The organism is Microbacterium sp. AC132 (assembly GCF_979258525.1).
This window is the reverse complement of record NZ_OZ409862.1, coordinates 155386-181830: the sequence shown is the minus strand read 5'-3', so window position 1 is coordinate 181830 and position 26445 is coordinate 155386. Positions and strand designations below refer to the sequence as shown.

General features: G+C 68.0%; 22 protein-coding genes. 8 read left to right on the top strand and 14 right to left on the bottom strand.

Annotated features, from left to right (window positions below):
- Positions 1-37: 37 nt before the first annotated feature.
- Together ACZZZQ_RS00855 and ACZZZQ_RS00850 are read right to left on the bottom strand one after the other, a co-directional pair.
- The gene (locus ACZZZQ_RS00855) at positions 38-781 is read right to left on the bottom strand and encodes a PspA/IM30 family protein (RefSeq protein WP_053095704.1); all 744 of its coding nucleotides are present in this window, start codon (positions 779-781) and stop codon (positions 38-40) included.
- A gap of 55 nt (positions 782-836) precedes the next feature.
- A complete protein-coding gene (locus ACZZZQ_RS00850) occupies positions 837-2885 on the bottom strand; it encodes a TPM domain-containing protein (RefSeq protein ID WP_463506695.1) in 2049 nt (682 codons plus the stop codon).
- Positions 2886-3007: 122 nt separating this feature from the next.
- Between ACZZZQ_RS00850 and ACZZZQ_RS00845 the strand changes: the two genes are divergently transcribed.
- From ACZZZQ_RS00845 to ACZZZQ_RS00825, 5 genes are all read left to right on the top strand, one after another.
- Positions 3008-3847: a DUF3097 domain-containing protein gene (locus ACZZZQ_RS00845; RefSeq protein ID WP_056278323.1), complete on the top strand. Its 840-nt coding sequence runs from the start codon at positions 3008-3010 to the stop codon at positions 3845-3847.
- Positions 3848-3890: 43 nt separating this feature from the next.
- Entirely contained in the window at positions 3891-4616 is a 726-nt protein-coding gene (gene trmB / locus ACZZZQ_RS00840; protein ID WP_053095707.1) for a tRNA (guanosine(46)-N7)-methyltransferase TrmB, read from the top strand.
- Entirely contained in the window at positions 4613-5506 is an 894-nt protein-coding gene (locus ACZZZQ_RS00835; protein WP_463506694.1) for a CPBP family intramembrane glutamic endopeptidase, read from the top strand. Before trmB ends, ACZZZQ_RS00835 begins: the two co-directional genes overlap by 4 nt.
- Positions 5507-5534: 28 nt before the next feature.
- Positions 5535-5927, top strand: coding sequence for a DUF1304 domain-containing protein (locus ACZZZQ_RS00830; protein ID WP_053095709.1), 393 nt, complete (start codon positions 5535-5537; stop codon positions 5925-5927).
- 65 nt (positions 5928-5992) lie between these two features.
- Positions 5993-7069 (top strand): DNA polymerase IV, encoded by a 1077-nt coding sequence (locus tag ACZZZQ_RS00825; RefSeq protein WP_463497354.1) that lies wholly within the window; start codon positions 5993-5995, stop codon positions 7067-7069.
- A gap of 15 nt (positions 7070-7084) precedes the next feature.
- Here the strand turns inward: ACZZZQ_RS00825 and ACZZZQ_RS00820 are convergent, their stop codons facing one another.
- The 3 genes from ACZZZQ_RS00820 to ACZZZQ_RS00810 form a co-directional block, all read right to left on the bottom strand.
- The gene (locus ACZZZQ_RS00820; protein WP_400340800.1) at positions 7085-7486 is read right to left on the bottom strand and encodes a RidA family protein; all 402 of its coding nucleotides are present in this window, start codon (positions 7484-7486) and stop codon (positions 7085-7087) included.
- Positions 7487-7574: 88 nt separating this feature from the next.
- Positions 7575-10136 (bottom strand): X2-like carbohydrate binding domain-containing protein, encoded by a 2562-nt coding sequence (locus ACZZZQ_RS00815; RefSeq protein WP_463506693.1) that lies wholly within the window; start codon positions 10134-10136, stop codon positions 7575-7577.
- A 91-nt stretch (positions 10137-10227) separates the two neighbouring features.
- Positions 10228-12432, bottom strand: coding sequence for an alpha-galactosidase (locus ACZZZQ_RS00810; protein WP_463506692.1), 2205 nt, complete (start codon positions 12430-12432; stop codon positions 10228-10230).
- A gap of 164 nt (positions 12433-12596) precedes the next feature.
- Here ACZZZQ_RS00810 and ACZZZQ_RS00805 point away from each other — a divergent pair, with 164 nt between their 5' ends.
- The 3 genes from ACZZZQ_RS00805 to ACZZZQ_RS00795 all read left to right on the top strand — a co-directional run bounded on the left by ACZZZQ_RS00805 (position 12597) and on the right by ACZZZQ_RS00795 (position 16245).
- Positions 12597-13571: an ABC transporter permease gene (locus ACZZZQ_RS00805; protein ID WP_082297779.1), complete on the top strand. Its 975-nt coding sequence runs from the start codon at positions 12597-12599 to the stop codon at positions 13569-13571.
- Positions 13568-14551: a carbohydrate ABC transporter permease gene (locus ACZZZQ_RS00800; protein ID WP_233277305.1), complete on the top strand. Its 984-nt coding sequence runs from the start codon at positions 13568-13570 to the stop codon at positions 14549-14551. Before ACZZZQ_RS00805 ends, ACZZZQ_RS00800 begins: the two co-directional genes overlap by 4 nt.
- A gap of 65 nt (positions 14552-14616) precedes the next feature.
- A complete protein-coding gene (locus ACZZZQ_RS00795) occupies positions 14617-16245 on the top strand; it encodes an extracellular solute-binding protein (protein ID WP_053095713.1) in 1629 nt (542 codons plus the stop codon).
- Between the two features lie 130 nt (positions 16246-16375).
- Here ACZZZQ_RS00795 and ACZZZQ_RS00790 read toward each other — a convergent pair whose 3' ends face one another.
- The 9 genes from ACZZZQ_RS00790 to ACZZZQ_RS00750 form a co-directional block, all read right to left on the bottom strand.
- Positions 16376-17542, bottom strand: a complete 1167-nt coding sequence (locus ACZZZQ_RS00790; RefSeq protein ID WP_083569309.1) for an ROK family transcriptional regulator — start codon at positions 17540-17542, stop codon at positions 16376-16378.
- Positions 17542-18546 carry an acetylxylan esterase gene (locus ACZZZQ_RS00785; RefSeq protein WP_463506691.1) on the bottom strand — a complete coding sequence of 335 codons (1005 nt, stop codon included), beginning with the start codon at positions 18544-18546 and terminating at the stop codon, positions 17542-17544. The genes ACZZZQ_RS00790 and ACZZZQ_RS00785 overlap by 1 nt, the downstream gene beginning before the upstream one ends.
- Positions 18536-20959 carry a glycosyl hydrolase family 95 catalytic domain-containing protein gene (locus ACZZZQ_RS00780; RefSeq protein ID WP_463506690.1) on the bottom strand — a complete coding sequence of 808 codons (2424 nt, stop codon included), beginning with the start codon at positions 20957-20959 and terminating at the stop codon, positions 18536-18538. Before ACZZZQ_RS00780 ends, ACZZZQ_RS00785 begins: the two co-directional genes overlap by 11 nt.
- Positions 20960-21057: 98 nt before the next feature.
- The gene (locus ACZZZQ_RS00775; RefSeq protein ID WP_463506689.1) at positions 21058-22035 is read right to left on the bottom strand and encodes a zinc-binding dehydrogenase; all 978 of its coding nucleotides are present in this window, start codon (positions 22033-22035) and stop codon (positions 21058-21060) included.
- A gap of 44 nt (positions 22036-22079) precedes the next feature.
- The gene (locus ACZZZQ_RS00770; RefSeq protein WP_053095718.1) at positions 22080-22502 is read right to left on the bottom strand and encodes an organic hydroperoxide resistance protein; all 423 of its coding nucleotides are present in this window, start codon (positions 22500-22502) and stop codon (positions 22080-22082) included.
- 25 nt (positions 22503-22527) lie between these two features.
- A complete protein-coding gene (locus tag ACZZZQ_RS00765; RefSeq protein ID WP_463499915.1) occupies positions 22528-22755 on the bottom strand; it encodes a transcriptional regulator, SarA/Rot family in 228 nt (75 codons plus the stop codon).
- The gene (locus tag ACZZZQ_RS00760; protein ID WP_463497331.1) at positions 22674-22955 is read right to left on the bottom strand and encodes a MarR family winged helix-turn-helix transcriptional regulator; all 282 of its coding nucleotides are present in this window, start codon (positions 22953-22955) and stop codon (positions 22674-22676) included. The genes ACZZZQ_RS00765 and ACZZZQ_RS00760 overlap by 82 nt, the downstream gene beginning before the upstream one ends.
- Positions 22956-23045: 90 nt before the next feature.
- On the bottom strand, positions 23046-25388 hold the full coding sequence (locus ACZZZQ_RS00755; protein WP_463506688.1) for an arylsulfatase: 2343 nt from the start codon (positions 25386-25388) through the stop codon (positions 23046-23048).
- A 111-nt stretch (positions 25389-25499) separates the two neighbouring features.
- Positions 25500-26213 (bottom strand): GAP family protein, encoded by a 714-nt coding sequence (locus ACZZZQ_RS00750; protein ID WP_072591087.1) that lies wholly within the window; start codon positions 26211-26213, stop codon positions 25500-25502.
- Positions 26214-26445: the final 232 nt, after the last annotated feature.

Genomic DNA, 26445 nt, shown 5'->3' with positions numbered 1-26445 from the left:
GCCTCGGACGCGAGGATCCGAGGCACCCGCAGGTGTGTCAGGAGCCTTCGATGGCCTGGCGAGGGGCGGAACCGCCCGCCTTCAGCTCGGCGAGACGAGCCTCGACCTCGGTGAGCTCACCGAGGTCTTCGAGGCTCTCGAACTGAGCGTCGAGGCTGGATGCCGCGAGCTCGATCTTGCCCTGGGCGAGGGCCTCCTGACGGCGGACCTTGTCTTCGAAACGTCCCAGCTCGCTGGTGGGGTCGAGGACGTTGATCGAGGAGACCGCATCCTGCACCTTCGTCTGAGCCTCGGCGACCTTGGCGCGGGCGAGCAGCTCGCTGCGCTTGTTCTTCAGCTCGCCGAGCTTGTCCTTCATGCCGTTGAGGCCGGACTTCAGCTTGTCGACGATCTCGGTCTGAGCGGCGATCTGCGGCTCGGCCCCGGTCGCCTCGCGCTCGGCGCTGATCTGGCGCTGCAGAGCGATCTTCGCGAGGTTGTCGAACTTGTCGGCATCGGCGGCGTCGCCGGTGGAGCGCATCTCGTCGGCCTTGCGGCTGGCGGCGAGAGCCTTGTTGCCCCACTCGGTGGCGGCCTGGACGTCTTCCTCGTGGTCGCGCTCCAGCAGACGCAGGTTGCCGATGGTCTCGGCGATGGCCGACTCCGCGTCGGCGATGCTGTTCGTGTAGTCGCGAACGAGCTGGTCGATCATCTTCTGCGGGTCTTCCGCAGAGTCCAGGAGCGAGTTGATGTTCGCGCGGACGAGGGTCGAGATACGTCCGAAGATGGACTGCTTGGTCATGCGTGGTTCCTTTCAGAGGGTCGGACTCGATGTCTGGGGTCGATAGGTGTGCGGTTCAGAAGCGTCGCCCTCCCGAACGGCCGCTGCGGCCGCTGGAGCGGCTGCCGCCGCCTCCGCCGAAACCGGAGCTGCGGAACCCGCCGCCACCGCTGGAACGCCAGCTGCTGCTGCGCGAGGAGCCGCCGCCTCCGCCGCCGCCGGAGAGCAGACCGCCGATGATGCCGCCCAGGATGTCGCCGCCGAGGCCGGAACCGCCGGAGCCTGATCCGCCGCCGAAGATGCTGCCGCCGGCGCCGCCCCATCCGCTCTCATAGCGGCTCGGACTCATGGCCGCGACATCCGCCTGGGCGGACGAGGTGGCCTGCCGGGCGAGTTCGAGCGCGCGTCCTGCTTCTGCGAGCGCGGTCTCGGGATCCGACGACCGCAGACTCACGGCCTGAGTAAGGGTCGCGTCGGCCTGGGAGAGGCGGGTGCGAGCCGTGGAGCCGACGGTTCCCCGCCGCGTCTCGATGTACTCGCGCGCTGCTCGGATCTCGGAGCCCGCCTGCGTCAGGGTCTGCTCGAGAAGCTGCTGCACGCGTCGCGCCCGTTCCACGGCCTGGGTGCCCTCCGCGATCGCGGCGTCGATCTGCGTGTTCGCCGCGCTGAGCGCTTCGAGCACGCGCTGCGGACTGCGCGATGCTCCGGAGAGGTCGGCCTGCGCACGCTGCAGCTGCTGCGAGGTTGCGGCCGCGACCGCGGCGAGCGTGCCTCCGGCGTCAGGCAGCTGCTGTGCCGCGGCGATGTCGGCCTGCAGCTCGGCGACGAGAGCCTGCGCCTGCGATTCGATACGGGAGAGTTCGGTGCCCAGCGCGGTGATGGCCTCGACCAGCTGTGTCGCCTGCGCCACCGACTGCTCGGCCGTGCGGATGGCGAACGCCGCCTCGCCGGAGCGACCGGCCGCTATCGCCTGCTGCGCGGCCTCGATCGAGCGGTCGGCCAGGGCTGCCCGCTCCTGAGCCTGTGCCGGGTTGTCGGACACCGTGCTTAGTGCCGATGCGTCGTAGGTGGCGGACAGCGCGGCCAGAGCGGGAGCAGCGGAAGTCAGAAGCGGGATGAGAGCGGCTCGCTCGCCGCGGACTCTGTCGAGTTCCTGTGGTGCGTTCTGCTCGAGCTTGCGGAGCGCGTCGAACGCGTCGGTGTTCTCGTCGAGGACGTCGTCGATCTCGTCGCACAGCCGGATGATGCGGATGTGCCAGGCGCGGCGATCGTGGACGGTGTCCTCGATCTCGTCGTCGAGCTTCTGCTTCAGATCGAAGGCCTCGGACATCTTCGACTTCGCGGTCTCGACTGCTCCGCTGAACTCGGCGGTCGCCGCGTCGCCGAACTGGGCGACGGCGAAGCCGAGCTCCTCGCGGCTCGAGGTGATCGCATCGTCCGCCTGCACGAGTGCGGCCCCCGCCTGCGTCTCCACCTGCTCGTCGGTCAGCGTGGAGAACGGATCGTTCGGATCGGGCATCTCGGGCATGGCGCCACGCCTGCGGATCGCGGCATTGCGACGCGCGCGGCGAATGAGGGCGATGACCAGCCAGATGATCAGGCCGACCGCGATGACGGCGACCACGATCAGTGTGGCCCGTAGAGCGCCCGCACCGCCGTCGCCCTCGATCTCGTCGGCGGCGAGGACGATCATGCCCTCCCAGTCCTCCTGTGCGGCCAGACCCTGGATCTTGTTTTCCACGTCGTCGAGCTTGCTGTCGCTGAGCGGGCCGTCGGGTGCTGCCGAGATGTAGTAGCTGCGTCCCTCTACCGCGATCGCGAGCAGGTACTGCTCGGAGCCGAGGTTGTTGTTCTCTGCGACGGTATCGGCCCAGGCGACGTTGTCGGTCGGCGAGGTGAAGTCATCGACGAGGACGACGAAGAGATCGGACGAGGAATTGTCGCTGAGCGTCTGGAGTCGAGCCTCGACGGCGTCCTCTTGGCTCGGGCTGAGGACGTCGGCGTCGTCCGTCACGTATCCCGAGTCGAGCGTCACGGGGTCGGTCGCGGAGGCAGCAGATGCGGAGAACGCGGCTGCTGCAGCCGCCGCAGTCAGTGCGGCCAGCGCCAGCCACCGTGTCTTCATCGTGTTCCCTCCGACCGGCAGCCGAGCCCCATGGCACGAGTCTATGCACAGAGGCCGACACGCGACACCTTCCGAGCGGGGATAGCCGTTCGCCCTCAGCGGAGACACATACGCTGGATGGCATGGACGACAGGTACGGATCCGATGTGCTCGCTGCCGGCTGGAGGGAACGAGCAGCCAAGCCGGTGCCGCAGGTTCCCGCCGAGCTCGATCTCGTCGTCGAGGTGGCGCAGGACGGATTCTGCGGAGCGGTCACACGGGTGCAGGGCGGCAACGTCGAACTCGAGGACCGGGTGGGGCGCAAGCGCCTCTTCCCGCTCGGAGGCGGGTTCCTGATCGACGGATCACCGGTGCGGCTCACGGTCCCGGCCGCGAAGGAGCAGGGCCTCCGACGCACGGCATCCGGCTCGTTCGTCGCCGCCGATCAACGAGCCAGGGTCGCGCTTCCCAGCCGGATCCTGGTCGAGGGCAAGCACGACGCCGAGCTGGTCGAGAAGGTATGGGGAGCGGACCTGCGGGTCGAGGGCGTCGTCGTCGAGTTCCTGCAGGGAGTCGACCTGCTCGACGAGCTGCTCGCCGCAGAGCCTCCCAGCGCATCGCGCCGCTACGGGGTCCTCGTGGATCACCTCGTGCCCGGGTCGAAGGAATCGCGCATCGCCGACGCCGTCGCCCGGGGTCCGCACGGCAGGCATGTGAAGATCGTCGGCCACCCGTTCGTGGATGTCTGGCAGTGCGTCACCCCTCGGGCTCTCGGTATCGCGAGATGGCCGGAGATCCCCCGGGGCACGGACTGGAAGACCGGGATCTGCCGCGCATTCGGGTGGCCGTACGAGACGCAGGCGGACACCGGTCGCGCCTGGCAGCACATCCTGTCGAAGGTGCACACCTACCGCGACCTCGAGCCCGCGCTCCTCGGTCGGGTGGAGGAGCTGATCGACTTCGTGACGGCACCGGCCTCCTGACCCGCGGTCGGTGGCGTTCAGCGCCGCCGACTACCCTGGAAGCATGCCCGAACCCCGCACCTTCCGCGACGAACCGGTCTCCTTCGTGCGCCGCAGCGGCCGGATGTCCGATGCTCAGGAGCGCGCGTTCGAAGAGCTCGGACCGCACTACCTCCTCGACGTGCCCCGCGATGTCGCCTGGACCTCGGTGCACCCGGAGGCGCGTCTCGATCCCGCCTCCGAGTACGGGCGGGATGCGGACCTGTACGTCGAGATCGGCTCCGGTCAGGGGCACGCCATCGTCGCTGCCGCATCGTCCCGCCCCGACGACGACTTCCTCGCGGTCGAGGTCTTCCGTGCGGGTCTCGCCAGGACCATGCTCGACGCCGACCGCGAAGGCGCTCGCAACGTCCGCGTGGTCGAGGCGAATGCGCCGGAGGTGCTCTCGTCGTACCTCCCCGAAGCGGCAGCGGCAGAGGTCTGGATCTTCTTCCCTGATCCGTGGCACAAGAAGAAGCACACCAAGCGCCGTCTCGTCCGCCAGGGGTTCGCCGACACCGCCGCTCGCGCACTCCGTGACGGCGGTCTGCTCCGCCTCGCGACCGACTGGGAGGACTACGCGCTGCAGATGCGCGAGGTGCTCGACGCGGAGCCTCTGTTCGAGCGCGCCTTCGACGGCGACTGGGCCGAGCGATTCGATGGACGCGTCATGACCGCATTCGAACGCAAGGGGATCGCCAAGGGGCGAGACATCCGCGATCTCGTGTATCGGCGGAAGTCGCGCGCGTGATCACCGCGCAGCGCATCTCGGCGACGTGGCCGGCGGTCGTCTCCGCGCTCTTCGTGTGCGCTGCGGCGCCGGCGTTCTTCGTGGTGCAGATCCCGTGGCTCGGCTGGGCGCTGCTCGCACTCGGCGTCGGGAGCGCGTGGCTCGTCGAGCGCCGTCTGCCGGTGACGGCGGATCAGGCGGTGCGCGTGGGCACGCGTCGAGAGAGCGCCCGAGTCGTGGGGACCAGCCGTCAGCCCTCGCTCACCAGGGACCTGTCCCTGATCGCCCTCGGCATGCTCATCGTCAGCGTGATCCCGCTCGCGGCAGAGCTCGACAACCTCGCGATGCTGCGGTTCACGCTCGCCCTCGGCGGCGCGGTGGCGGTTCCGTACGTCGTCTCCCGCTTCGTGTTCCGCGACCGGGCGATCGGCTTCCCCTGGCGGGCGCATCGCCGGTGGGGGCGCCTGCAGTGGGGCTGGCTCGTCGCCGTCCTGGTGCTCGGCTGGCTGATCCTGCCGTTCTACTTCATCACCAGCGGCGTCTATCAGAACTGGCCGGTCGTGGACTCGCCCGACCTCATCGCCCGGCTGTTCGTCGGCGTCGGAGCGGTCGGCATCTGGGACGAGCTGTTCTTCATCTGCACCGTCTTCGCCCTGCTGCGCAGGCATTTCCCCGACGCCCTTGCCAACGTGCTGCAGATGATCGTGTTCGTCTCATTCCTGTGGGAGCTGGGCTATCGCGAGTGGGGACCGCTGCTGACCATCCCGTTCGCGCTGCTGCAGGGGTTCATCTTCATGCGGACGCACTCGCTGGCCTATGTCGTCACGGTGCACCTGCTGTTCGATGCGGTGGTGTTCGGGGTGCTCGTACACGCCCACAACCCCGGGCTTCTGCCGATCTTCCTGATCTAGCGCGAGCGGACATCGATACGATCGAGTCATGCTCATCGTCGGACTCGTCCTCGCCGCGGCCGCTGCCGCCTTCCACGTCTTCATCTTCGCGCTCGAGTCGCTGAGATGGACAGAGCCCGAGACGAGGAAGATCTTCGGCGTCGCGAGCGAGGCGGACGCCCTCACGACGAAGGCGCTCGCCTTCAACCAGGGCTTCTACAACCTGTTCCTCGCGCTGACCGCGCTGCTCGGCGTCGGCTTCGTGATCATCGGCTTCACAACGGTGGGACTGACTCTCGTGTTCGCCGGAACGGGGATGATGCTCGCCGCCGCACTGGTGCTGATCCTCTCCGATCGCACGAAGGCGCGTGCCGCGGTGATGCAGGGCACGCTGCCGCTCCTCGCCGTGATCGCGACCGCGATCGCCGTCTCGATCGGCTGATCTCGGTGATGCGCTGATCGTCTCCGAGGGGTGACAACTCGCCCGGCACGGGCCACACTCGGTGCATGACCGACTGGGTGCTGCACGTCGACATGGATCAGTTCATCGCTGCGGTCGAGGTGCTGCGCCGACCGGAGCTCGCAGGGCTTCCCGTGATCGTCGGCGGCCGGGGTGACCCGACGGAGCGCGCCGTCGTGTCGACGGCGTCGTACGAGGCGCGGAAGTTCGGCATCGGATCCGGGATGCCGCTGAAGATCGCGGCGCGCAAGGCGCCTGAGAACGCGGTCTTCCTGCCGGTGGACCACGACGCGTATGAATCGGCCTCCACCGAGGTGATGTCGACACTGCGTGCACTGCCCGGGGTGGTGCTCGAGGTCATCGGCTGGGACGAGTGCTTTCTCGGCGTGACCACGGACGACCCCGAGCAGACGGCGCGCAGCGCGCAGAACGCGGTGCTCGAGTCGACGGCACTGCACTGCTCGGTCGGCATCGGCGACAACAAGGTGCGGGCCAAGATCGCCACCGAGTTCGGCAAGCCCCGGGGCGTCTTCCGGCTCACCGCCGAGAACTGGTTCGACGTGATGGGAGACCGGCCTACTCGGGACCTGTGGGGAGTCGGCCCGAAGGTTCAGAAGCGGCTCGCCACCCACGGCATCACGACGGTCCGGGAACTCGCTGACGCGGACGAGGCAGAGCTCATCGCGGAGTTCGGACCGCGGATGGGCGTCTGGTACCACGGGCTGGGCTCGGGTCGCGGTCCGACCGTGGTCGACAGCACCCCATGGGTGGCCCGCAGCCACAGTCGCGAGATGACGTACCAGCAGAACCTCACGACGACTGCAGAGGTTCAGGCGGCGCTGACCGAACTGGCGGGGCAGGCCTTCGACGACTGCGCCGCCGAGGGGCGTCCGGTCGTCCGCGTGCATCTGAAGGTGCGCTATGCGCCGTTCGAGACCAAGACCTTCGGCCGCAAGCTGCCGGAGCCGACCACCCGGCGCGCGACGGTCATCGAGGCGGCACTGGCGCTCGGTGCCACGCTCGATCACGACCGGGAGGTCAGACTGCTCGGCGTCCGCGCGGAGATGGCGATGCCCGAGGGCGGTGACTCGGCCGAGCGGACCCCGGTGCGCGGAAGGATCTGAGTCGGCTCGCCGCGGTCATTCGCGGATGACGGCGGCGATCGCGCTCACCTCGATCACTGCGCCCGGGACGCCGAGGCCGGCCACGAGGGCTGCGGTCACCAGCGGAGGGGCGCCATCACGGGCGAGCGTCGCTGCGACGGCACCGTAGGCGGCACGAAGATCGGCATCCTGGTGGATGTAGATCGTCCAGCTGATGACATCGTCGAGGCCTGCGCCCGCCGACTCGAGCGCGATCCGAGCGTTCTCGACCGCTCGGAGCGACTGATCGGCGGCATCCGTCGAGACGAGCGCGCCCGTCTCATCGACGCCGTTCTGGCCGCCGACGTGGATCGTCGTGGCCCCGGGCGGGACGACGGCGACATGACTGAAGGCGGGGCTCACGACGAGTCCCGCCGGCTGTGCGAGTGTGATTTCCATCTGCAGAGTGTGCACCCGGGGGCGGACATCCGCGAGAGGGTTCGTCGGCGGTGCATCGGGGCGGGCACGGGGCCCGCCCCGACGGGGATCAGCCGACCTTCTTGACCGTGTATCGGAACACGTCCGTGCGGAGCACGTCTCCTGACGTCTTCACGACCTTGATCGTGTGCTCGCCGTCCTTCAGCCCGGTCGCCTCGAACAGGGTCTGATTCGAGACGCGCGACTCGGCGTGGGTGTCGACGCTCTTCACCTTCTTGCCGTCGATGTACACATCGACGGCTCCCTGGTCGGGTGCCTTCGGGCCGAGCCACGCGACGCCCGTCCCGCGGAACGTGAACGACACGGAGTCGCCGTCGGCCGTGGTGGCGTGGACATCGTCGAGATGGTCTCCGGTGAACGCGAAGTCCAGCGTCGCGTCTCCCACCGGGAGTGCGGCGAGGTACGACGACTTCAGTGTGACCGTCGATCCGGACAGCGTGTAGTCGGCGTCGCGCTCGAGCGGCTCACCGCCGAGGCTGATCGAGGAGAGCTCGCTCGGGTCGCGCAGCACATCGACCGTCACGTCGGCGGGAGCGGCCTTGTTGAACGCACCCGAGGTCGTGCTCAGCTGGCTGTCGAGAGTGACGACGAGCTTGTCGAGCAGCATGAAGGATCCGGACTTCTTGACCACCCGCAGGGTGTGACTTCCGCTCGCGAGATCGGCGACGGCGTAGACCACCTGCTGGGAGAGGCGCCCGTCGGCCGCGGGCAGCGAGGTGTCGACGGTCTCGACCAGCTGTCCGTCGAGGTAGACCTCGACCTCGCCCTGCGATTCGTGCTTCTCGGTGACGTACTGGATCCCGGTTCCCTGGAACGTGTACTCGAAGGTCGCTCCGTTCGTCTCGACGTAGTGGACGTCGTCGCCGTGGTCGCCCAGCCCGCGGTTGTTGCTGTCGCCCCAGGACCCGCTGTAGCCGATGCGTGAATCGTCGTCGTTCAGGGTCACTGTCAGCCCGGTGGCGGGCGGTTCGGGCGTGCCTCCACCCGGGGTGTCGGACACCGCGACGGTGAAGGGCTGCGATGTCGCAGGCACCTCGTTGCCGTCGTTGCGGACCCACGCCCCGTCGTAGCCCACCCGCAGCGAGTCGTCGTTGACGGTGAGTGCCGCCTGCTTCGCGGGCGTCACCTTCAGCAGCCGCACGCCATGGATCGGCACGCTCTCGGCGGTGAAGCCCTCCGCTTCCGATCCCAGGTTCTTGCCGGCCCAGAGATCACGGACCTTCGCGGAGCCGTCGAGTCCGATGTCGGACCAGTCGACCGTGATGTCGGCGTCTGCACGGCCCAGGTTGTACAGCGCCACGGTGTAGGTGCCATCCGGGTTCAGTGCGTACCAGACCTGCTGCTTCGTCGCCGTCGAGACGGGGCGAGCGGGCACGCCTGCCTGGTTCACGGCGATGACCTCGCGGTTGGTGATCAGCTCGAGCCCGTACTCGTCGAGGTTCGTCAGATCGTTGCCCAGGTACATCGGCGCCGCGGAGGTCGCCCAGAGCGTCGTCGCGGTGCGGCGTTCGTCGCGCGTGAGGCCGTCCATCTTCCCGTTGCCCACGTTGAGAGAGTCGAGGTCGTTCCAGCCTGCGGGCCCGGCGTGGCGCCACCAGTCCGAGAGCCTCGGGAACAGGCGGGCGACGTTCTCCCAGGTGGTCAGGGCCTCATCGCCGCAGTAGCACTCGACGTCCCAGTCGATGCGCCAGCCGTCTGCATATTGCTTCCAGTAGTCCGCGTAGTCGATGTCGACGGCCCAGGAGAGCTCGAACCAGATGTCGTTGCGGTCGAGTGCCCGAGACCAGGCGGCGACCTCCTCGCGGGCGTCCATCGACAGGTCGCTGATTCCGGAGCCGGGGGTGACGCTGTCGAACTTGATGAAGTCGACTCCCCATTCGCCGAGCAGATCGGCGATCGAGTCGATGTACTTCTCGGTGCAGGGGTTGTCGAAGTCGAGTCGGTACCCGTAGCCCCAGTAGTCGCCCTGCTGGAGAGGCTGCTTGAGCAGATTCTCGGTCGTGCAGCCGGGAGCGCCGTAGATCGGGAGCGCCTTCTGCGCCGTCTCGAGGCTCATCCCGGGAATCAGATACAGACCCACCTTCTGGCCGTTGTCGTGCACGTGGTCGATCACCGCGTCGAGCCCGTCGGGGAACAGCGTCGTGCTGGGAATGGGGCGTCCGTACTCGTCCTGGCCTCCGTTCCAGCCGGCGTCGATGTTGATGTAGTCGTAGCCGAAATCTTGGAGCTTGTCATGCATGGCATCCGACTGAGCCATGATCTGATCGGCGGTGATCCACTGGCCTCCTTCGTACACCTGCATGCTGTAGCTGCTCCAGCCCATGTAGGGGGCGGCCGATCGGTTCGAGATGCCGTCATCGGTCTCGTCCGCAGGCGTGCGCGTCGCATCCGCCGGTGGCTCCTGCTCCGGGGTGCTCGAGGGAGCAGGTTCCGGTGCCGGCTCTTCAGTCGGTGCCTGCTCTTCGGTCGGTGCCGGGTCGTCCGTCGGCGCGGGAGCCGTCGTCGGCGTCGTCTCCGGCGCCGGAGTCGGTTCCGGTGTCGCCTCGGTGGCCCAGCTCGCGCCAGGTGCCAGAGCGAGGACGATCGCTGTCGCGGCGAGTGCCGCGGTCAACGAGGCCGCTCTCCTTCTCTGTCGGTGTGCGTTCATTGCTTTCCTCTCGCGTTCGACTGCTCTGTCGGGGGATGGGAAGGAGGTGTGACCGTCAGCCGTCTGCGCGCCTGATCTCGATGAGCATCGCCTGCTGCGGATTGAGCGTCGGCAGGGGTACGCCGGCGGTGGCGAGGACGGACCCCGGCATCTCGACCGGAGCGGCGACGGCGGCCGTCACCCACTCGGGGTCTCCGCCGTGTCTGCTCGACGCGCCGAGATCCTCGCGGATCCGGACGATGTACGGCGCAGCGGTATCCAGTCCGGGAAAACGCACCCGACCGGACTGACCCGATGCCGATGTCGTGAACCGGCTCCAGGTGAACAGCGCTTCGGATGCGTCTCGGGCCACGATTCCCGAAAGTGATGTCGCGGGATCCGCGAGGTCCGCGTTGACGACGCGACCGCTGTGCAGCAGGTCGCGGAATTCGCGGTACATCGCGGTCCAGCGGGCGATCGCCGCCAGCTCGCCGTCGTCGACGACGGTGAGGTCCTGCTCGATGCCGGCGTGCGCGGTCAGCGACGTCGCCAGACGGAACGACAGATCGGTGGTGCGGGCGGTGGTGTGCGATCGCGCGGAGCCGAGGTGGGAGCCGATGAGTTCGGGAGGGACGAGGCTGCGCGTCCACCGCTCGATCTGGACGCGTTCGACCGGATCGTTGCAGTCCGAGGCCCAGACACGATCGGTGCGGTCGAGGATCCCGAGGTCGATGCGTCCGCCGCCGCCCGAGCATGTCTCGATCTCGAGCCCCGGGTGCCGCGACCGCAGCTCGTCGAGCAGGCGGTAGAGCGCGGCCGTCTGCCGGTGCACGCTGGGCCTGTCCCCCTCGCCGCCGCGACTGACCGCTTCGAGAAGATCGCGGTTGTGATCCCATTTCAGGTAATCGATCGAGTGCTCGCGCACAAGAGCGTCGAGACGCGCGAGAAGGTAGTCGTACGCCTCGGGGCGCGCGATGTCGAGAACGTGCTGCGACCGGGATTCCGGGCCGAGGCCCTCGGCCGGACCCAGTACCCAGTCCGGATGGGCGCGCGCGAGATCGGAGTCGAGATTGATCATCTCGGGCTCGAACCAGAGACCGAACTGCATCCCCTGAGCACGCACGACATCGACGAGGGGCCCGAGTCCGTCCGGCCACACCTCATCGTCGACGAACCAGTCGCCCAGGCCGGCATCCGCTTCGCGGCGTCCGCGGAACCAGCCGTCGTCGAGCACGATGCGCTCGACCCCCACCTCCGCCGCACGCTCGATCAGCGCGGTGAGGCGCTCGAGGTCGTGGTCGAAGTAGACCGCCTCCCAGGTGTTGAGCACCAGGGGTCGCGGCGAGCGCGGATGCGTCGGACGCGCGCGCAGGCGCCGGTGGAGTCGGTCGCTGATGGCGTCGAGTCCGCTGTCGGACCAGAGGAACAGCGCGGTCGGTGCGTCGTAGCGGTCGCCGTCGTCGAGGATGATCTCGCCTGGGTGGAGCTCCTCACCGGCTCCGATGACCGAACTGAACACGCCGGCGCCCTCGGGAAGGCGCTCGGCGAGGTACTGCTGTTCACCGCTCCACGCGAGGTGCACGGCCCAGATCTCTCCGTGCCGGAAGCCGAATCCGGCGGTTCCGGCCGCGAGCAGGAAGGGCGAGTCGTGTCCCGGCTTGCCGCGGTGCGCGGCGCGACGGTGGGTGCCGAAGCCGAAGGGCGAACGCTGCGGGGAGCGCTCGCGGCACCACTTCCCGGTGAAGTCGAGGATCTCGGTCGCGCGCTCGGGGAGCGGAAGCAGCGACAGCACGGCGCCCACCGTGTAGGGGGTCCGACCGATGCGCGGACTGAGGGCGGCGTCGCGTGCGAGGGACGTGTCGACCGCGAGAACTCCGTGCGGGTCGAGGTGATATGCGAGTTCGGTGCGGATGCCGCTGATCGTGTCGTCGAACCGGAGCACGATGCGCCCGCCGACGCCGTCGGACGGGATCTCGACATCGTGTCCCACGAGTCGAGGTCGGGGGGTCGTGGCGCGTCCGCTCGCGTGACCGGAGAGAGCTGCGGTTCCCGACCAGCCCTCGTACTCGGTGGGTAGCGCGGAGAAGGCACGCGGGATGTCGGGGGAGTTGTTCAGCTGGGCGGGCCCGGCGGTGAGGGCGAGCGACGAGACGGCTGCGGGATCGAGGTCTCCGAGATCCGCGCCCCAGTGCAGCACACGGGGGATCGGGTCGGAGATCTGGACGATGAAGGCGGCACCAGCGGCGCGGAGTGCGACGACGGTGTCTGCACGGGAAGTCATGGGATGAGACCCTCCGGTAGTTACTTGACAACGTCAATAAATCACGTTTGAGATGGACGTGCAAGCGATCCCTCGAAATCGCCGACCGGAAATCGAGCGTTTACTTTTTCGGCTCGGCGTGATTTTATTACGACGTAAAGTAATCCTGCCCTGGGAGGGCGATCATGAAGCTCAGTGCTGAGCACGCACCACCGGTCGAGATCTCGCCGCCGAGTCCTCGACGCACCGACGCACGTTCGCGATTCGTCCGCAGCCTGCGCCGCTACTGGCAGCTGTACCTGCTGCTGCTCCTGCCCGTCATCTGGTTCATCGTGTTCCGATACGTGCCGATGGCCAACGCGGTGATCGCGTTCAAGAACTACAACCCCATCGACGGCGTGTGGGGGAGTCCCTGGGTGGGATTCGACAACTTCACCGCACTCTTCCGCAACCCGGTGTTCCCCAAGCTCATCGGCAACACGTTCATCCTCGCGGTCTACACCCTCATCGCGAGCTTCCCGCTGCCGATCATCCTCGCGATCCTGCTCAACGAGGTCCGACTGCGGTTCTTCACCCGCACGGTCCAGCTCGTCACGTACGCGCCGTACTTCATCTCCACCGTCGTGATCGTGTCGATGACGATCCTGCTGCTGTCTCCACGCGTGGGCATCCTGGGCCGGACGCTGAGCTTCTTCGGCGCAGGTCAGGTCGATCTGCTGGCGAGCGCCGACTTCTTCCGGCACATCTATGTGGCGACCGACATCTGGACGACCACCGGGTACTCCGCGGTCATCTACCTCGCCGCCCTCGCGTCCGTGGACACCTCCCTCTACGAGGCCGCCAAGATCGACGGCGCATCACGGCTGCAGAAGATCTGGTACGTCGACCTGCCGTCCCTGCTGCCGACAGCGACGATCATCCTGATCCTCGGGGTCGGCAACATCATGGCGATCGGGTTCGAGAAGGCGTTCCTCCTGCAGAACGCGCTGAACCTCTCGACGTCGGAGATCATCCCGACGTACGTCTACAAGACCGGCATCCTGAACGCCAACTTCAGCCTCGGAGCCACCATCGGACTCTTCAACGCCGTCATCAGCCTCGTGCTCCTGCTCGTCGTCAACGGCATATCCAAGCGAGTGACAGGAAGTGGGCTGTGGTGAGCACCGTGATCAGAGAGCAGCCCCTGCTCACCGAGGAGATCGTCGTCGGATCGGGCTCAGGGCGCGGCCGCCGCCGACGGGATCCCCTGGCCTCCGGGGTGAAGGTGAAGGAGACCAGAGCGGATCGCGTCTTCGTGATCGCCGCCTACCTGCTGCTGACGGTCTTCCTGCTCGTCGTGCTCCTGCCGCTGCTGAACATCGTCGCCAGCTCGTTCTCCAGCCCTCAGGCGGTGTCATCCGGCCGGGTGCTGTTCTGGCCCGTCGACTTCACCCTCCGTGGGTACACCGAAGCTCTCAACAACCCCGCGATCCTCCGCGGATTCGGCAACTCGGTGTTCTACACCGTGGTCGGCACGATCATCAGCGTCGCCGGGACGGTCGCCATCGCGTATCCGCTGTCCCGGGCGAACCTGTTCGGGCGCAAGACCCTCACCGGCGGCGTCGTCTTCACGATGCTGTTCTCCGGCGGAGTGATCCCGATGTACATCGTCGTCCAGTCGCTCGGCCTGCTCGACACCCGATGGTCGATGCTCCTCCCGAACGCGATCGGCGTCTGGCAGGTGATCATCGCGATGGTCTACTTCCGCTCGTCGATCCCCGACGAGGTCTACGAGGCGGCACAGCTCGACGGTGCGAGCGAACTCCGCATCCTCTGGACCATCGTGCTGCCGCTCGCCAAGCCGCTGCTCGCGGTCATCGCGCTGATGTACGCGATCATGCAGTGGAACTCGTACTTCGACGCGCTGCTCTATCTGCGCGACGCCGACCTGCAGCCGCTGCAGCTCGTGCTGCGAGGCATCCTCATCCTCAATGACGGCGGAGGCGGCGGTGACCTGGCCGCCCAACTCGAACGTCGAGAGCTCGCCGACCTGCTCAAGTACTCGACCGTCATCATCGCCACCGTGCCGATGCTGATCGTGTACCCGTTCGTCGCGAAGCACTTCAGCAAGGGGATCATGGTCGGCGCCGTCAAGGGCTGACCACTTCTCTCACAGACCCACCACACCCACCCGCACACCTGAACCGGTCAAAGGAGATTCCGGCAATGACACACCGCATCACACGAGGCGCGATCGCGGCGGTCACCGTCGTCGCGACGGGACTGGCGCTCGCCGCCTGCACCCCGGCGAGCGACGACAACGGCCAGCTCGTCGCATTCGGCCCGCAGGGCGAGAACGGCTCGCTCAAGGACAATCTGTTCACCCAGGAGGTCGAGAAGAAGTTCGACATCGACTTCGACTGGCAGACCACGACCTACGACGGCAGCGTCGCGGGGGAGAAGCGACAGATCTCGCTCGCCAGCGGCGACTACCCCGACGCGTACTTCCTCGTGCCGTGGGTCGACGGATTCTCGCGCAATGAGATCCTCAAGTACGGGCAGCAGGGGGTGCTCGTGCCCCTCGAAGACCTCATCGACGAATACGCCCCCAACCTCGCCGAGCGATTCGAGGAGAAGCCCGATTGGAAGCAGTCGGTCACCGCGCCTGACGGCCACATCTACGCGATCACCCAGTGGAGCGAGTGCTTCCACTGCAGCTACCCGTCGAAGCTCTGGATGAACACGACCTGGCTCGACGCCCTGGGACTCGAGCAGCCGACCACCACCGAGGAGCTGCGCACGGTGCTGCGCGCCTTCAAGGACGGCGACCCGAACGGCAACGGCGCCGCCGACGAGGTGCCGCTGAGCGGCTCGGCGTCGGAGCCGATCATCAACTATCTGATGAACGCCTTCACCTATGCGCCGGTCGGCGGACCCTCGAGCCCGCCGCCTCTCGTGCTCGACGGCGATGAGGTCGCGCTGAACGCCACCTCGGACAGCTGGCGGGCGGGGCTGGAGTACATCACGTCGCTGGCGCAGGAAGGGCTGCTCGACACCGGGGCGTTCACGCAGAACGGCGACGCCCTCAAGGCGCTCGGAGACAGCGGGGACGCGCAGATCCTCGGCTCCGCCGTCACGCTGCACCCGTACGTGTTCGTCTCGGCGGACTCTCCTGACGGACGTGACAAGAACTACGACGCCGTCGCGCCGATCGCGGGTCCGGACGGCACTCAGCTCGCCACGTGGCGGTCGCCGGTGAATCCGGTGGGAACGTTCGCGCTGACCAACAAGTCGACCGAGGACGAGCGCATCGAGGCCATCAAGCTGCTCGACTACCTCGCGACGGACGAGGGCCAGATCCGCGCGTCGATGGGACCGGAGGGGGAGGCGTGGGTGCCCGCGGTCGACGGCGACCTCGCGCTCGACCCCGAGCTCGAGCCGACATTCCGTCCCATCACGTATGACGAGACCTCCAACGCCGCGTGGCGTTCGATGTCGCAGTACTGGGACTCGCTGGAGTTCCGCAACGCCCAGGTCGTGCCGGAGGACATCTACACGCCCGACGGATACGAGCGACGTCTGCTCTACGCGACGCAGGAGTACGAGCCCTTCCAGCCCGACGAGAGCGTGATCTTCCCGATCGAGAAGCTGTGGCCCGACCTCGAGACCTCGGCCGAGCTCGCGGAGCTGCAGACGAACATCGCCACCTACATCACGCAGGCTCAGGCGGAGTTCGTCACGGGGCAGCGCGACATCACGGACGACGGCGCGTGGGACGCGTACGTCGCCGACATCGAGGGCCTCGGGCTCGCACGCTACCTGGAGCTGCTGCAGACCGCGTACGACGCACTCTGATCGACACGGGATGCGCGGGACGGATCATCCGTCCCGCGCATCTCTGCATTGCGGACCGTGGCGGGCCGGGCGCGAGAAGGGGACGGATGCCGATGGCATCCGTCCCCTTTCTTCCGCTCGTCCCGAACGGTCAGCGCACGAGCGACTGGATGGCGGCGGCGGATGCGCCTCGCGCCCAGTCCTCGAAGGTGTGCGGACGGGTCAGGATGCGGCAGCGCGCCGCAGCGCCGAACGCGTGCGCCTCGAACGCGTCGTGCAGGGTCTTCTCGAACAGGTCGAAGTCCGAGACGCCCTCGCCGCCGATGATGACGACCTCGGGACCGGTGAGGTTCACGAGGGTGGCGATGGCCGTGCCGATGAGGCGGGCGGCTTCGCGGAACGCGGCGTCGGCGTCGGCGTCTCCGGCGTGGGCGAGAGCCACGGCTTCATCGATCGCGACCGGCCGGCCGAGGGCACCGGAGACCGCCGCCTCGATCGCTCCGGTCGAGGCGGCGGCCTCGACGCAGCCGCGACGCCCGCACGGGCAGACGAGTGCCGGATCGGCGAGCGGCAGGTGCCCGATCTCGCCCGCGACACCGAACGCCCCGCTCACGACCTCTCCGTTGAGGTGCAGTCCGCTGCCGATCCCGCGTCCGATGGTGACGATCGCGAACGAGGCGGTGCCGAGCCCGACACCGAACCAGTGCTCTCCGATCGTCAGCGCGTGCACGTCGTTCTCGAGCGTGACGGGCCAGGGGAGGCGCTCCTGGAGCAGGTCGCCGAGCGGCACATCCGCCCACCCCATGATGTTCGACTCGCGCACGATCCCGGTGATGCTGTCGACGTCACCCGACACCGACACTCCGACTCCCGCGATGGCCGACGCGCTCTCGCCGAGCTCGGCCGCGAGCGCGGCGACGACGTCGGAGATGGCGTCGATGACGGTGTGGGGATCGTCGGCGGGAAGCGCACGACGGGTGCTGGCGAGCACGGTCGTGGCGAGATCGGTCGCGACGGCGATGATCTCGTCGACGTTGACCTTGACGCCGATCATGACCATCGACTCGAGGACGATGGAGACGGGGCTCACCGGGCGTCCGGGGGTGCCGTCGCGATGCGAGGCGGGCGGCGCGTCGACGAGGCCGGCCGCGACGAGCGGGGCCACCGCCTTCGTGACGGCGGCCTGGGAGAGCCCCGTCTGGCGGGCGATGTCGATCCGGCTGATGGGACTGCGCGTCAGGATCGTCTCGAAGACCCGTGATCCCGCGTCGGACGCCGAGCGGATCAGGGTGGTTCGCGCTGCGGTGTCGTGGTCCATCAGGTCCTTCGTGTCGTGTCGGCTATCGTAGCGAATCCGCCGTGAGGCGGTCGGCTGTGCAGGCCCAGGTGCTCGGCCGCGAACTCCAGGGCGTTCTCCTCGTCGAGGTCTCCGCCGGCCTCGTGCCCGTTGTACGGCCACAGGACCACGGTCTTCTGGCCGCCGTACGCGGCGAATGCGGGCAGCACGGTCTCGGGCGGCGCGATGCCGTCGAGAAGTCCCGTGCTCAGCAGAGCCGGGGCCGTCGCACGCTTCGCGTGGTTGATCCCGTCGAAATATCGGAGCGTCTCGAGAGCCGCTGCGGCGTCGCCGCGCCGATCCGCGAAGTACTGGGTGAGCAAGGTGTACGGGTGCTCGGTGCTCAGCGTGGCGGCCCGGTCGAGTTCGCAGAGGAAAGGTGCCTGCACGATCGCGACGGCGAGGTCGGGGACCAGGCCGGCGATCGCCAGCGCGATTCCACCTCCCTGGCTCGCGCCCACCGCGCCCACGCGATCCGCGTCGACGACGTCGACGGCACGGAGCGCGTCGACGGCACGCACGGCATCCGCATACACCCTGCGGTAGTAGTACTCCTGAGGCGAGCGGATGCCGCGGGTGAGGAATCCGCCGGCGGACGGACCGCCGTCGGCATGATCGTCATCGGTGTCGCCGTGTCCCTGCCCCCGCGCGTCCACCACCAAGTGCGCGTAGCCCGCGGCAGCCCACCGCAGATCGCGCAGGGCATGACCTCGGCCGTTGCCGTAGCCGAAGAACTGCACGAGCCCGGGGAGGGGCTCCGTGGCACCGCGCGGCACGCGCAGCCAGGCATGGATCGGTGTTCCGCCGTACCCGCGGAACGACACGTCGTACACGTCTATCTGAGTGAGACGCGTGGGCATCGGGGTCACGGAGAGGTCGAGCGGAAAGCTCCGAGTGCGAGCGATCGTGTCCGCCCAGAAAGCATCGAAGTCATCAGGCTCGGTCTGCGTGGTGGGGGCGACGACATCACGCACCTCACCGCGCACGGGACTCCTCCTGGTCGGCCGACGCGGAGAAGAGAAGATCATGATCGGCGAGGTCGATCCGAGCGCCCGGCGGCACAGCGATGATCGCCTCCCGCTCGCCGTTCGAGACGGAGACCTCCCTGTCGCGCTCGCCGGGGTTGCGGAGCGCACCCGATATCACCCGCCCGTCCGCCCAGGCGAGGTCGAGCACGAGGCCCGGTCGCACGGCGATGCCCTGGATGTCTCCGTGAGTCCAGGATGCGGGGAGCGCGGGAAGCAGACGCACTGTGCGGCCGTGGCTCTGCACGAGCATCTCGGTAATCGCGGCGGGGAATCCCAGGTTGCCGTCGATCTGGAAGGGCGGATGCGTGCTGAAGAGGTTGGGGAGCAGGCCTCCCCACTCCGAGCCGTCGACGGGCCCGTGCCGCGTGGCGTCGCCGTCGAACGGCGTCAGCGCCTCCTCGAGCAGCGATGCGGCGATGTCGCCCTGCCGTGCCCTGGCACGCAGTGCCACCTTCCACGCCCAGGACCAGCCCATGGCTCCCGGCCCGCGTGCGTCGATGAGCGCCACAGACGCGTCGAACAGCTCCGGAGTCCGCTCAGGCGTCACCTGGTCGAGCGGGAAGAGTCCGACCACGGGGGAGAGGTGCCGGTGCAGCGGTTCATGCTCGTCGACCTCTTCGGACCATTCGAGCAGTCGGCCGTCGGAGCCGATGCGCAACGGAGCGAGGGCTGCCAGCGCCTCGCGCACCTCGGCTTCCAGTGCGTCGTCGATGCCGAGTCGGCGGATCGCGACGAGCGCGCGCTCGAAGAGCGAGCCGATGAGGCTGAGATCCGACGTCGCGGTCAGGCCGAGCGGCGTCGGCAGACCGTCGGCGGCCACATAGGAGTTCTCGGGGGCCGTCGACGGCGAGGTGTGCAGGTGCCCGTCGGGGCCCGGAGTCAGCCAGTCGAGGCAGAACTCCACCGCGCCCCGCATCAGCGGCCAGATGCGAGCGCGGAGCAGCTCATCGTCGCCACCGAACTCGTACGCGTCCCAGAGATTGTGGGTGAGCCAGACTCCGCCCATCATCCAGATCGCCCAGCTCGCCGCCCCGTGCCCGTCGCCGACCGGCAGGCTCCACCCCCAGACGTCGCTGTTGTGATGCGCCACCCATCCGCGTGTTCCGTACAGCTCCCTGGCGGTGTCGGAGCCGGTGCGGGCGAGGCGCTCGACGAGGGAGATCAACGGCTCGAGGACATCAGGATCGAGCAGCATCGGCGCCGCCCAGTAGTTCATCTCGGTGTTGATGTTGATCGTGTAGTTCGACGACCAGGCCGGTTGCAGCTGGTCGTTCCAGATCCCCTGCAGGTTGGCCGCAGGGCTGCCGGCACGAGAGCTCGACGCGAGGAGGTACATCCCGAATTCGGCGGCGATCGTCGCGCGGAGCAGGGGGTCGGAGCCGCGGAGAACGTCGCGATCGACGCTCCACTCGCCCTCACGCCGACTGCCGATCGCGAATCGCGCCCGAGTCATGCGGCGCCGGTCGGCGACGTGTTCGGCGAGGAGAGACGAGGCGTCGCGCTGAGCCGCGGCCTCCGTCCTCTCTCGTGCGCGATCCCGGATCGCCTCGCGTGAGGCGATCCGCCAGTCCCCGTCGGCGTCGGCCCACCACGACCCGGCGCGCGACGAAGTGGACAGGGCGATCAGCAGGCGGCGGGCATGGCGGACGACGATGTGATCGTCGCGGCGACCCACCTCGCCATCCGTGTCGAGGGAGACGGCGACGGCCGCGTAGGCGTCGAACTCGGCATCGTCGTCGGCGTAGCGCAGGGGGTCGACGGAGTCCTCGTGCAGCGGGGCGCCGTCGATCGGAACCTGCACATCCAGCACGAGCGCGTCGGACGCGTCGACGACGCGACCGCGGAGCGGGGTGGACAGCTCGACGGTGGTCTCGAACTCGTCGTCCGAGGTGAGCTCGATGATCAGGGCGTGAGCCGGAGCCGAGACCCAGGACCGTCGCGTCACTCGGCCGGCGGGGGTGCGCAGTAACTCGACGAGGGTCGCCCTGTCGAGATCGAGGATGCGAGCGGGGACGGTCTCATCCGATCGAGCGTCCGCCACGCGCACGAGCAGATCGGCGAGAGGGAGGAACTCCTGCGAGTAGGGGCCCTCGAACGCCATCAGCAGCTCCTCCGCCCGGCGCACGTCGGCGGCAGCGAGGGCCTCACGGACGGCCGCGAGCCGTTCGGGACCGGCACCCCCGGCGCGCACCTTCTGCAGTGCACGCGCGGGGCCGTCGGGCGTTCCCGACCAGATCGTCGAGTCGTTCAGCTGATAGTGGCCGTCGGAGCCGCCGAACGCCATCGCGCCGATGCGGCCGTTGCCGAGGGGCGTCGCCTCCTCCCAGCGGGTGGCGGGGGCGTCCCAGGTGAGGCGCAGGGTGTCGGTCATCGCACTCCGGTGTGTTCGATCGATCTCGATGTCACCGTCAGCGTAGGCGGCATTAATTGCCGCTGTCAAGTAATCCGACCGCCCTGCGCCTGACCAGGTTAGAACTGCAGGAGAACCTTGCCCACCCGGCCCGCGGTGTTGCTCGCGCGGACTGCCTCGGCGGCATCTGCCGCATCGAAGACGCCGGCGACGGGCAGAGTCAGCGTGCCGTCGCTGACGCGCTGGATCAGTTCGCCGAACAGGGCGCCGCGCGTGCCGGCATCCATGGTCTGGATCACCTTGCTGCCCCAGAAGCCCTTGACGGTCGCCTGCTTGAAGATGACATCGCCCGAGGCGATCTCCATCGTGGGGGAGTTCATGGCACCGAACGCGACGAGAATGCCGCCCTCGCCGATGAGCGACAGGACTTCGCCGGCCGACGAGCCGCCCACCGAGTCGATGCCGAAGGCGACGTGCGCGCCACCGGTGATCGCGGCGACCTGCTCGCGCCAGTCGTCCGCATCCGTGGAGACCACGTTCTCGATGCCCTGATCGCGCAGTTCATCGACCCCGGCCGAGCGCCGGACGAGCCCGATGACGTTGACGCCACGAGCGGCGCCGAGCTGTGCCAGCATGCGACCGACCGCGCCGTTCGCCGCGTTCTGGACGATCCAGTCGCCTTTCTCGGCGCCCAGGAAGTGCAGCAGGCTGATGGTGCTGAACGGCATCGACACGAGCTGCGCGGCGCTCTCGTCGCTGAGCGACTCCGGCACGGGGATGAGGCCCGCGGCGTTCGCGACGACGTACTCCGCCCAGGCGCCGAAGGTGCCGCCCGTCGCGACGCGCTGACCGACGGAGAGATTGTCGACGCCCTCGCCGAGAGCATCCACGATTCCCAGAGCCTCGGTGCCCGATGCTGCCGGGAGCTCCGGCTTGAAGCCGTAGGTGCCGCGGATCGTCCACAGGTCGTGGTTGTGGATGGGGGAGAGGACGATCTTCAGTCGGACCTGGCCGGGGCCGGGCTCCGGCGTCGGACGCTCGGTGACGGCGAGGACCTCTTCGGGTTCTCCGAAGGTCTCGTGGGTGAGGGCGCGCATGATGTTCTCCTTGTGGGATCGGTCGTGGTGGAGGTCGAGCGGGATCAGTCGTCGGAGACGGTGATCGCGACGTCGATGTTGCCGCGCGTCGCGTTGGAGTACGGGCAGACCTGGTGGGCGGCGTCTGCGAGCGCCTGAGCCTGCTCGTGCGGAAGGTCGGGGATGACGACCTCGAGCTGCACGGCGAGGCCGAATCCGCCCTCGCCGTTCGACCCGATCTGCACGCGGGCCCCGACCGACGAATCGGTGATCTTCACCTTCTGCGCACGCGCGACGGTCTGCAGTGCGGAGTGGAAGCAGGCGGCGTACCCGGCCGCGAACAGCTGCTCGGGGTTGGCGCCGTCGCCGCTGCCGCCCATCTCCTTCGGGATGGCGAGGTCGAGGTCGAGTCGGCCCTCGCCCGTGGTGACGCGGCCGTTTCGTCCGGCTCCGGTGGCGAGTGCTTCGGCGGTGTAGAGAGCGTCCATCGTGTGGACTCCTTCCGGGTTGGGGTCAGTCGGCGAGCTGCAGGCGTGCGGTGAGCTCCTGCAGCTCGGTGATCAGGCGGTGACGCTGGTCGTCGTCCTGCATTCCGGCGAGGGCGGCGATCTTGGTGTGAACCGGAGCGACTTCAGTGCGCAGAGCCATGCCGGTGTCGGTCAGTCGCACGGTGACGACGCGCTCATCGGCCGTGCTGCGGGCCCGCGCGACGTAGCCCGCCTGCTCGAGGCGGCGGACCAGGGGGAGAGGGTGCCGGAGTCGAGCTGCATGGCGTCGCCCAGCGAGCCGATCGTCTGCTCGCCCTCCATCCAGAGGATCGCGAGCACGAGGTACTGCGGGTAGGTCAGACCCCACGGGGCCAAGAGGGCACGGTACGCCTGCGTCGTCGCTCGGGCGGCGGAGTACAGCGAGAAGCACACCATCTCATCGGTCACGGCCATACCTCGAGTATTGCACGCGATTAAATTGTGCACAACCTATCTGCGAGAGACTGCGCACCCGGGATGCCGAGATCCCGGGTGCGCGCTCCGTCAATCCCTGGCCATCGCCGCGGCCAGATGCGCCTCCAGGTCGAGGTAGGCGTCATCAGCGATGTCGAACACCACCTGCGCGATCTCTCCTCCGGTGAAGTCGAACCCGTAGCCGTACAGAGACGAGACGGGGTCGGCGCTGTCACGGCCGATCGTCAGTCCCTCGCCGCAGAGCGAGAAGTGTCCCAACACGGTCCGGATCCTCTTCTCGCCGACCTGCTGCTCGTCGATGTACAGCTTCACCGGACCGACGCCCTCGCGGTGCTCGCCCATGCCCTCCTTGGTGAACTCCACGCCGATGATGTGTCTGCCGGAGGTCGGCGCAGGAGCGGAGACGCGATCCTCCGGCGGGATCCCGAGGAAGTTGTAGAGGTAATGCACCTCGCCGTCCTTCACGACGAGCGCATGGCCGCCGAACCGTGAGCCGTGGGCGAAGATGACGCCCTCGGTCTCGGGCGTGAACTCGATCTCGGCCGCGATCTTGTACGACACGTTGTGCGTGTTCGCCGCAGAGCGCTCCGGCACCTCGGTCGTGCCCGGGTAGTACACGAAACGTCCGGACGGCGGGGTCGGCTGGTGGAACTCCATCGCGACGAAGGTCTCGAAGTCCTTCGGGTTGCCGATGATCTGCAGGTCGTTCAGGGGCAGCACATCGTTGGCCTTCGCCTCTTCCATCCAGAGCGCCTTGAGCTCCTCGAGACGATCCGGGTGCTCGGCCGCCAGGTTCACGGCCTCCGCCCTGTCGACATCCGTGTGGTAAAGCTCCCACTCGTCGTTCTCGAACCCGCTCGTGCCGGCCATGGGGCCATGCACGGCGACGGCCTTCCAGCCGTCGTGCCAGATGCCGCGCTGGCCGAGCATCTCGTAGTACTGCGTGTGCTTCTCGGTCGGCCCGTCGGCGGCCGCATCGAATGAATAGGTCATCGAGACCCCCGCGAGCGGCGTCTGCTCGACGCCGTTGTACACGTCGGGGAACTGCACCCCGCACGCCTCCAGAATGGTCGGCACGATGTCAGTCGAGTGGTGGTACTGATGCCGCACCTCGCCACGCGCCCGCATTCCGGCGGGCCAGTGAATCACCAGAGGGTCGCAGACACCGCCCTGATAGGTGTAACGCTTGAACATCTTGTAGGGCGTCGAGAAGGCGGCCGCCCAGCCGGTGGGGTAATGGTTGTACGTCTCCGGAGAGCCGAGCTTGTCGACCATCCGCAGGTTCTCCGCCTCGTCGTCGGGGTAGCCGCCGAAGATCTTGCCCTCGTTGACCGATCCGTTGGGGCTGCCTTCACCGGACGCCCCGTTGTCGGCGCAGTACAGGATCAGCGTGTTGTCGAGTTGACCGGAATCCTCGAGATAGTCCACGATGCGTCCGATCTGCGAATCGGTGTACTCGCTGAACCCCGCGTAGACCTCGGCCATCCGCGAGAACATCGCCTTCTCCTCGTCATTCAGCGTGTCCCAGGGCCGCACCTCGTCGGTGGGGTTGAACGTGCCGTCCGGCATCGGATTGAACGCGGTGAGCTCGGTGTCCTCCGGCAGGATGCCGCGTTCGATCATCCGGGCGAGCACCCATTCGCGATAGGCGTCATAGCCGTCGTCGAACGCGCCCTTGTACTTGTCGATGTACTCCTGCGGCGCGTGGTGGGGCGCGTGGTTGGCACCCGGGCAGAACCAGAGGTACCACGGCTTGTCGGGCTCGGTCTGCTTGACGTCTCGGATCATCGTCAGCGCCTGATCGGCGAGGTCCTTCGACAGGTGGTAGCCCTGCTCCGGCAGATAGGGCTGATCGATGTAATGGTTGTCCTCCGCGAGCGAGGGATACCAGTTGTTCGTCTCGCCGCCGATGAAGCCGTAGAAGCGGTCGTAGCCCTGCGCCAGCGGCCAGTGCTTCTTCGACGCCCCCGCGGTCCACTCGTCGATCGGGACGTTGTGGTTCTTGCCCACCCAGAAAGTCGCCCAGCCCGCGTCGCGGAGGACATGTGCCATGGTCGCGTTCGACTCGGGGATGTGCGAGTTGTAGCCCGGGAATCCGGTCGACGACTCCGAGATGGTGGCGAAGCCGTTCTGGTGGTGGTTCCGGCCCGTGAGAAAGGTCGAACGCGTGGGTGAGCAGAGTGCGGTCGTGTGCCACTGCGAGTACGTCAGACCGTTCTTCGCCAGCCGATCCATGGTCGGCATGTTGATCCTGCCTCCGTAGGGGGACCACGCGGCCATACCGGTGTCGTCGTAGAGCACCACCAGCACGTTCGGCGCCCCCTGCGGCGGCGGCGAGGCGAGGAAGGCGTCCCAGTCCGCCTGCGAATCGCGGACGTCGAGCTCGATCTTCCCTTGGAATTCACGGACCATCTCTGCCTCCTTCGTCTCTCGGGAACGCGGTGTTCCCGAGCAGTGCAGCCGGCCGACCCGAAGTGGATCGGGGCGAGTCATGGTGCGTCATGACGCAACGAATTCGTTCGCTCACAGGAGCCCTGAGATGCCCTTCTGCAGCTGGAGGGCGCCGATCACGAGCAGCAGAGCGGCGTTCATCACGTGGGTGTTTCCGGCGACCCATCGTCGGGCGGAGTCGAGCAGCGGCTGCGAGCGCTCGCCTCGGATCGCGACGTAGAACACCGGCACCGCGATGGGCAACGTCCCGACGACCACGAACGCCAGGGCGACCCAGACCGCGTCGTCGCCGACCTGCGCGAGCGAGATGTCGAGCGCTGCGATGATGGCGCAGGACGCGTCGACGGGGTTCAGCACGAAGAGCGCCAGCCCGAGGAATCCGGTGCGCACGGGCCGGAACGTCTCGACGGCATGCAGCCACCCCGGCAGCTGCGGAGCGGCCGCGACCACCTGCTGCGGCGAGGATGCGGCGGCCATCTGACGGATGCGCGCAGAGCCCTTGCGGTAGACCCAGACGGCGGCGCCCGCGAGGAACAGCCCGATCACCAGACGGAGGATCGGCACCCAGAGCGGCGGTTCGCGAAGCCCGTGCACCTCGAAGACGCCGAAGAGCCAGAGAGCCAGCGCCAGAAGGCCGGCGAGCCCCACGACCCACCCGATCAGGAACGCGATGCCGTTCGCACTCGCTCGTCGGGAGAGCAGCACGGCCACCAGAGCCATGATCGCCAAGGGGCTCAGGACGACTCCGAGCGCGACGGGGATGAGTGTGACCAGCAGTTCACCCATGGCCGGCCTCATCCGTCATCGCGAACCTCCCCGCGCGCGATCCGGCGCGCTGATCTCAGAGTGCACCGAGGACGGCGCGGATGGCGTGTCCCTCACCCGATGCGGGTGAGGGCTCGCGGGACGGTGTCGTCGGGAACGTGACGACGTGGAACCGCTCCCACCGACTGGTGATCGTCAGGGAGACATGCTCTTGTCCGATATACCGCCCGTCGCTAGGTTGAGGGCATGGCCT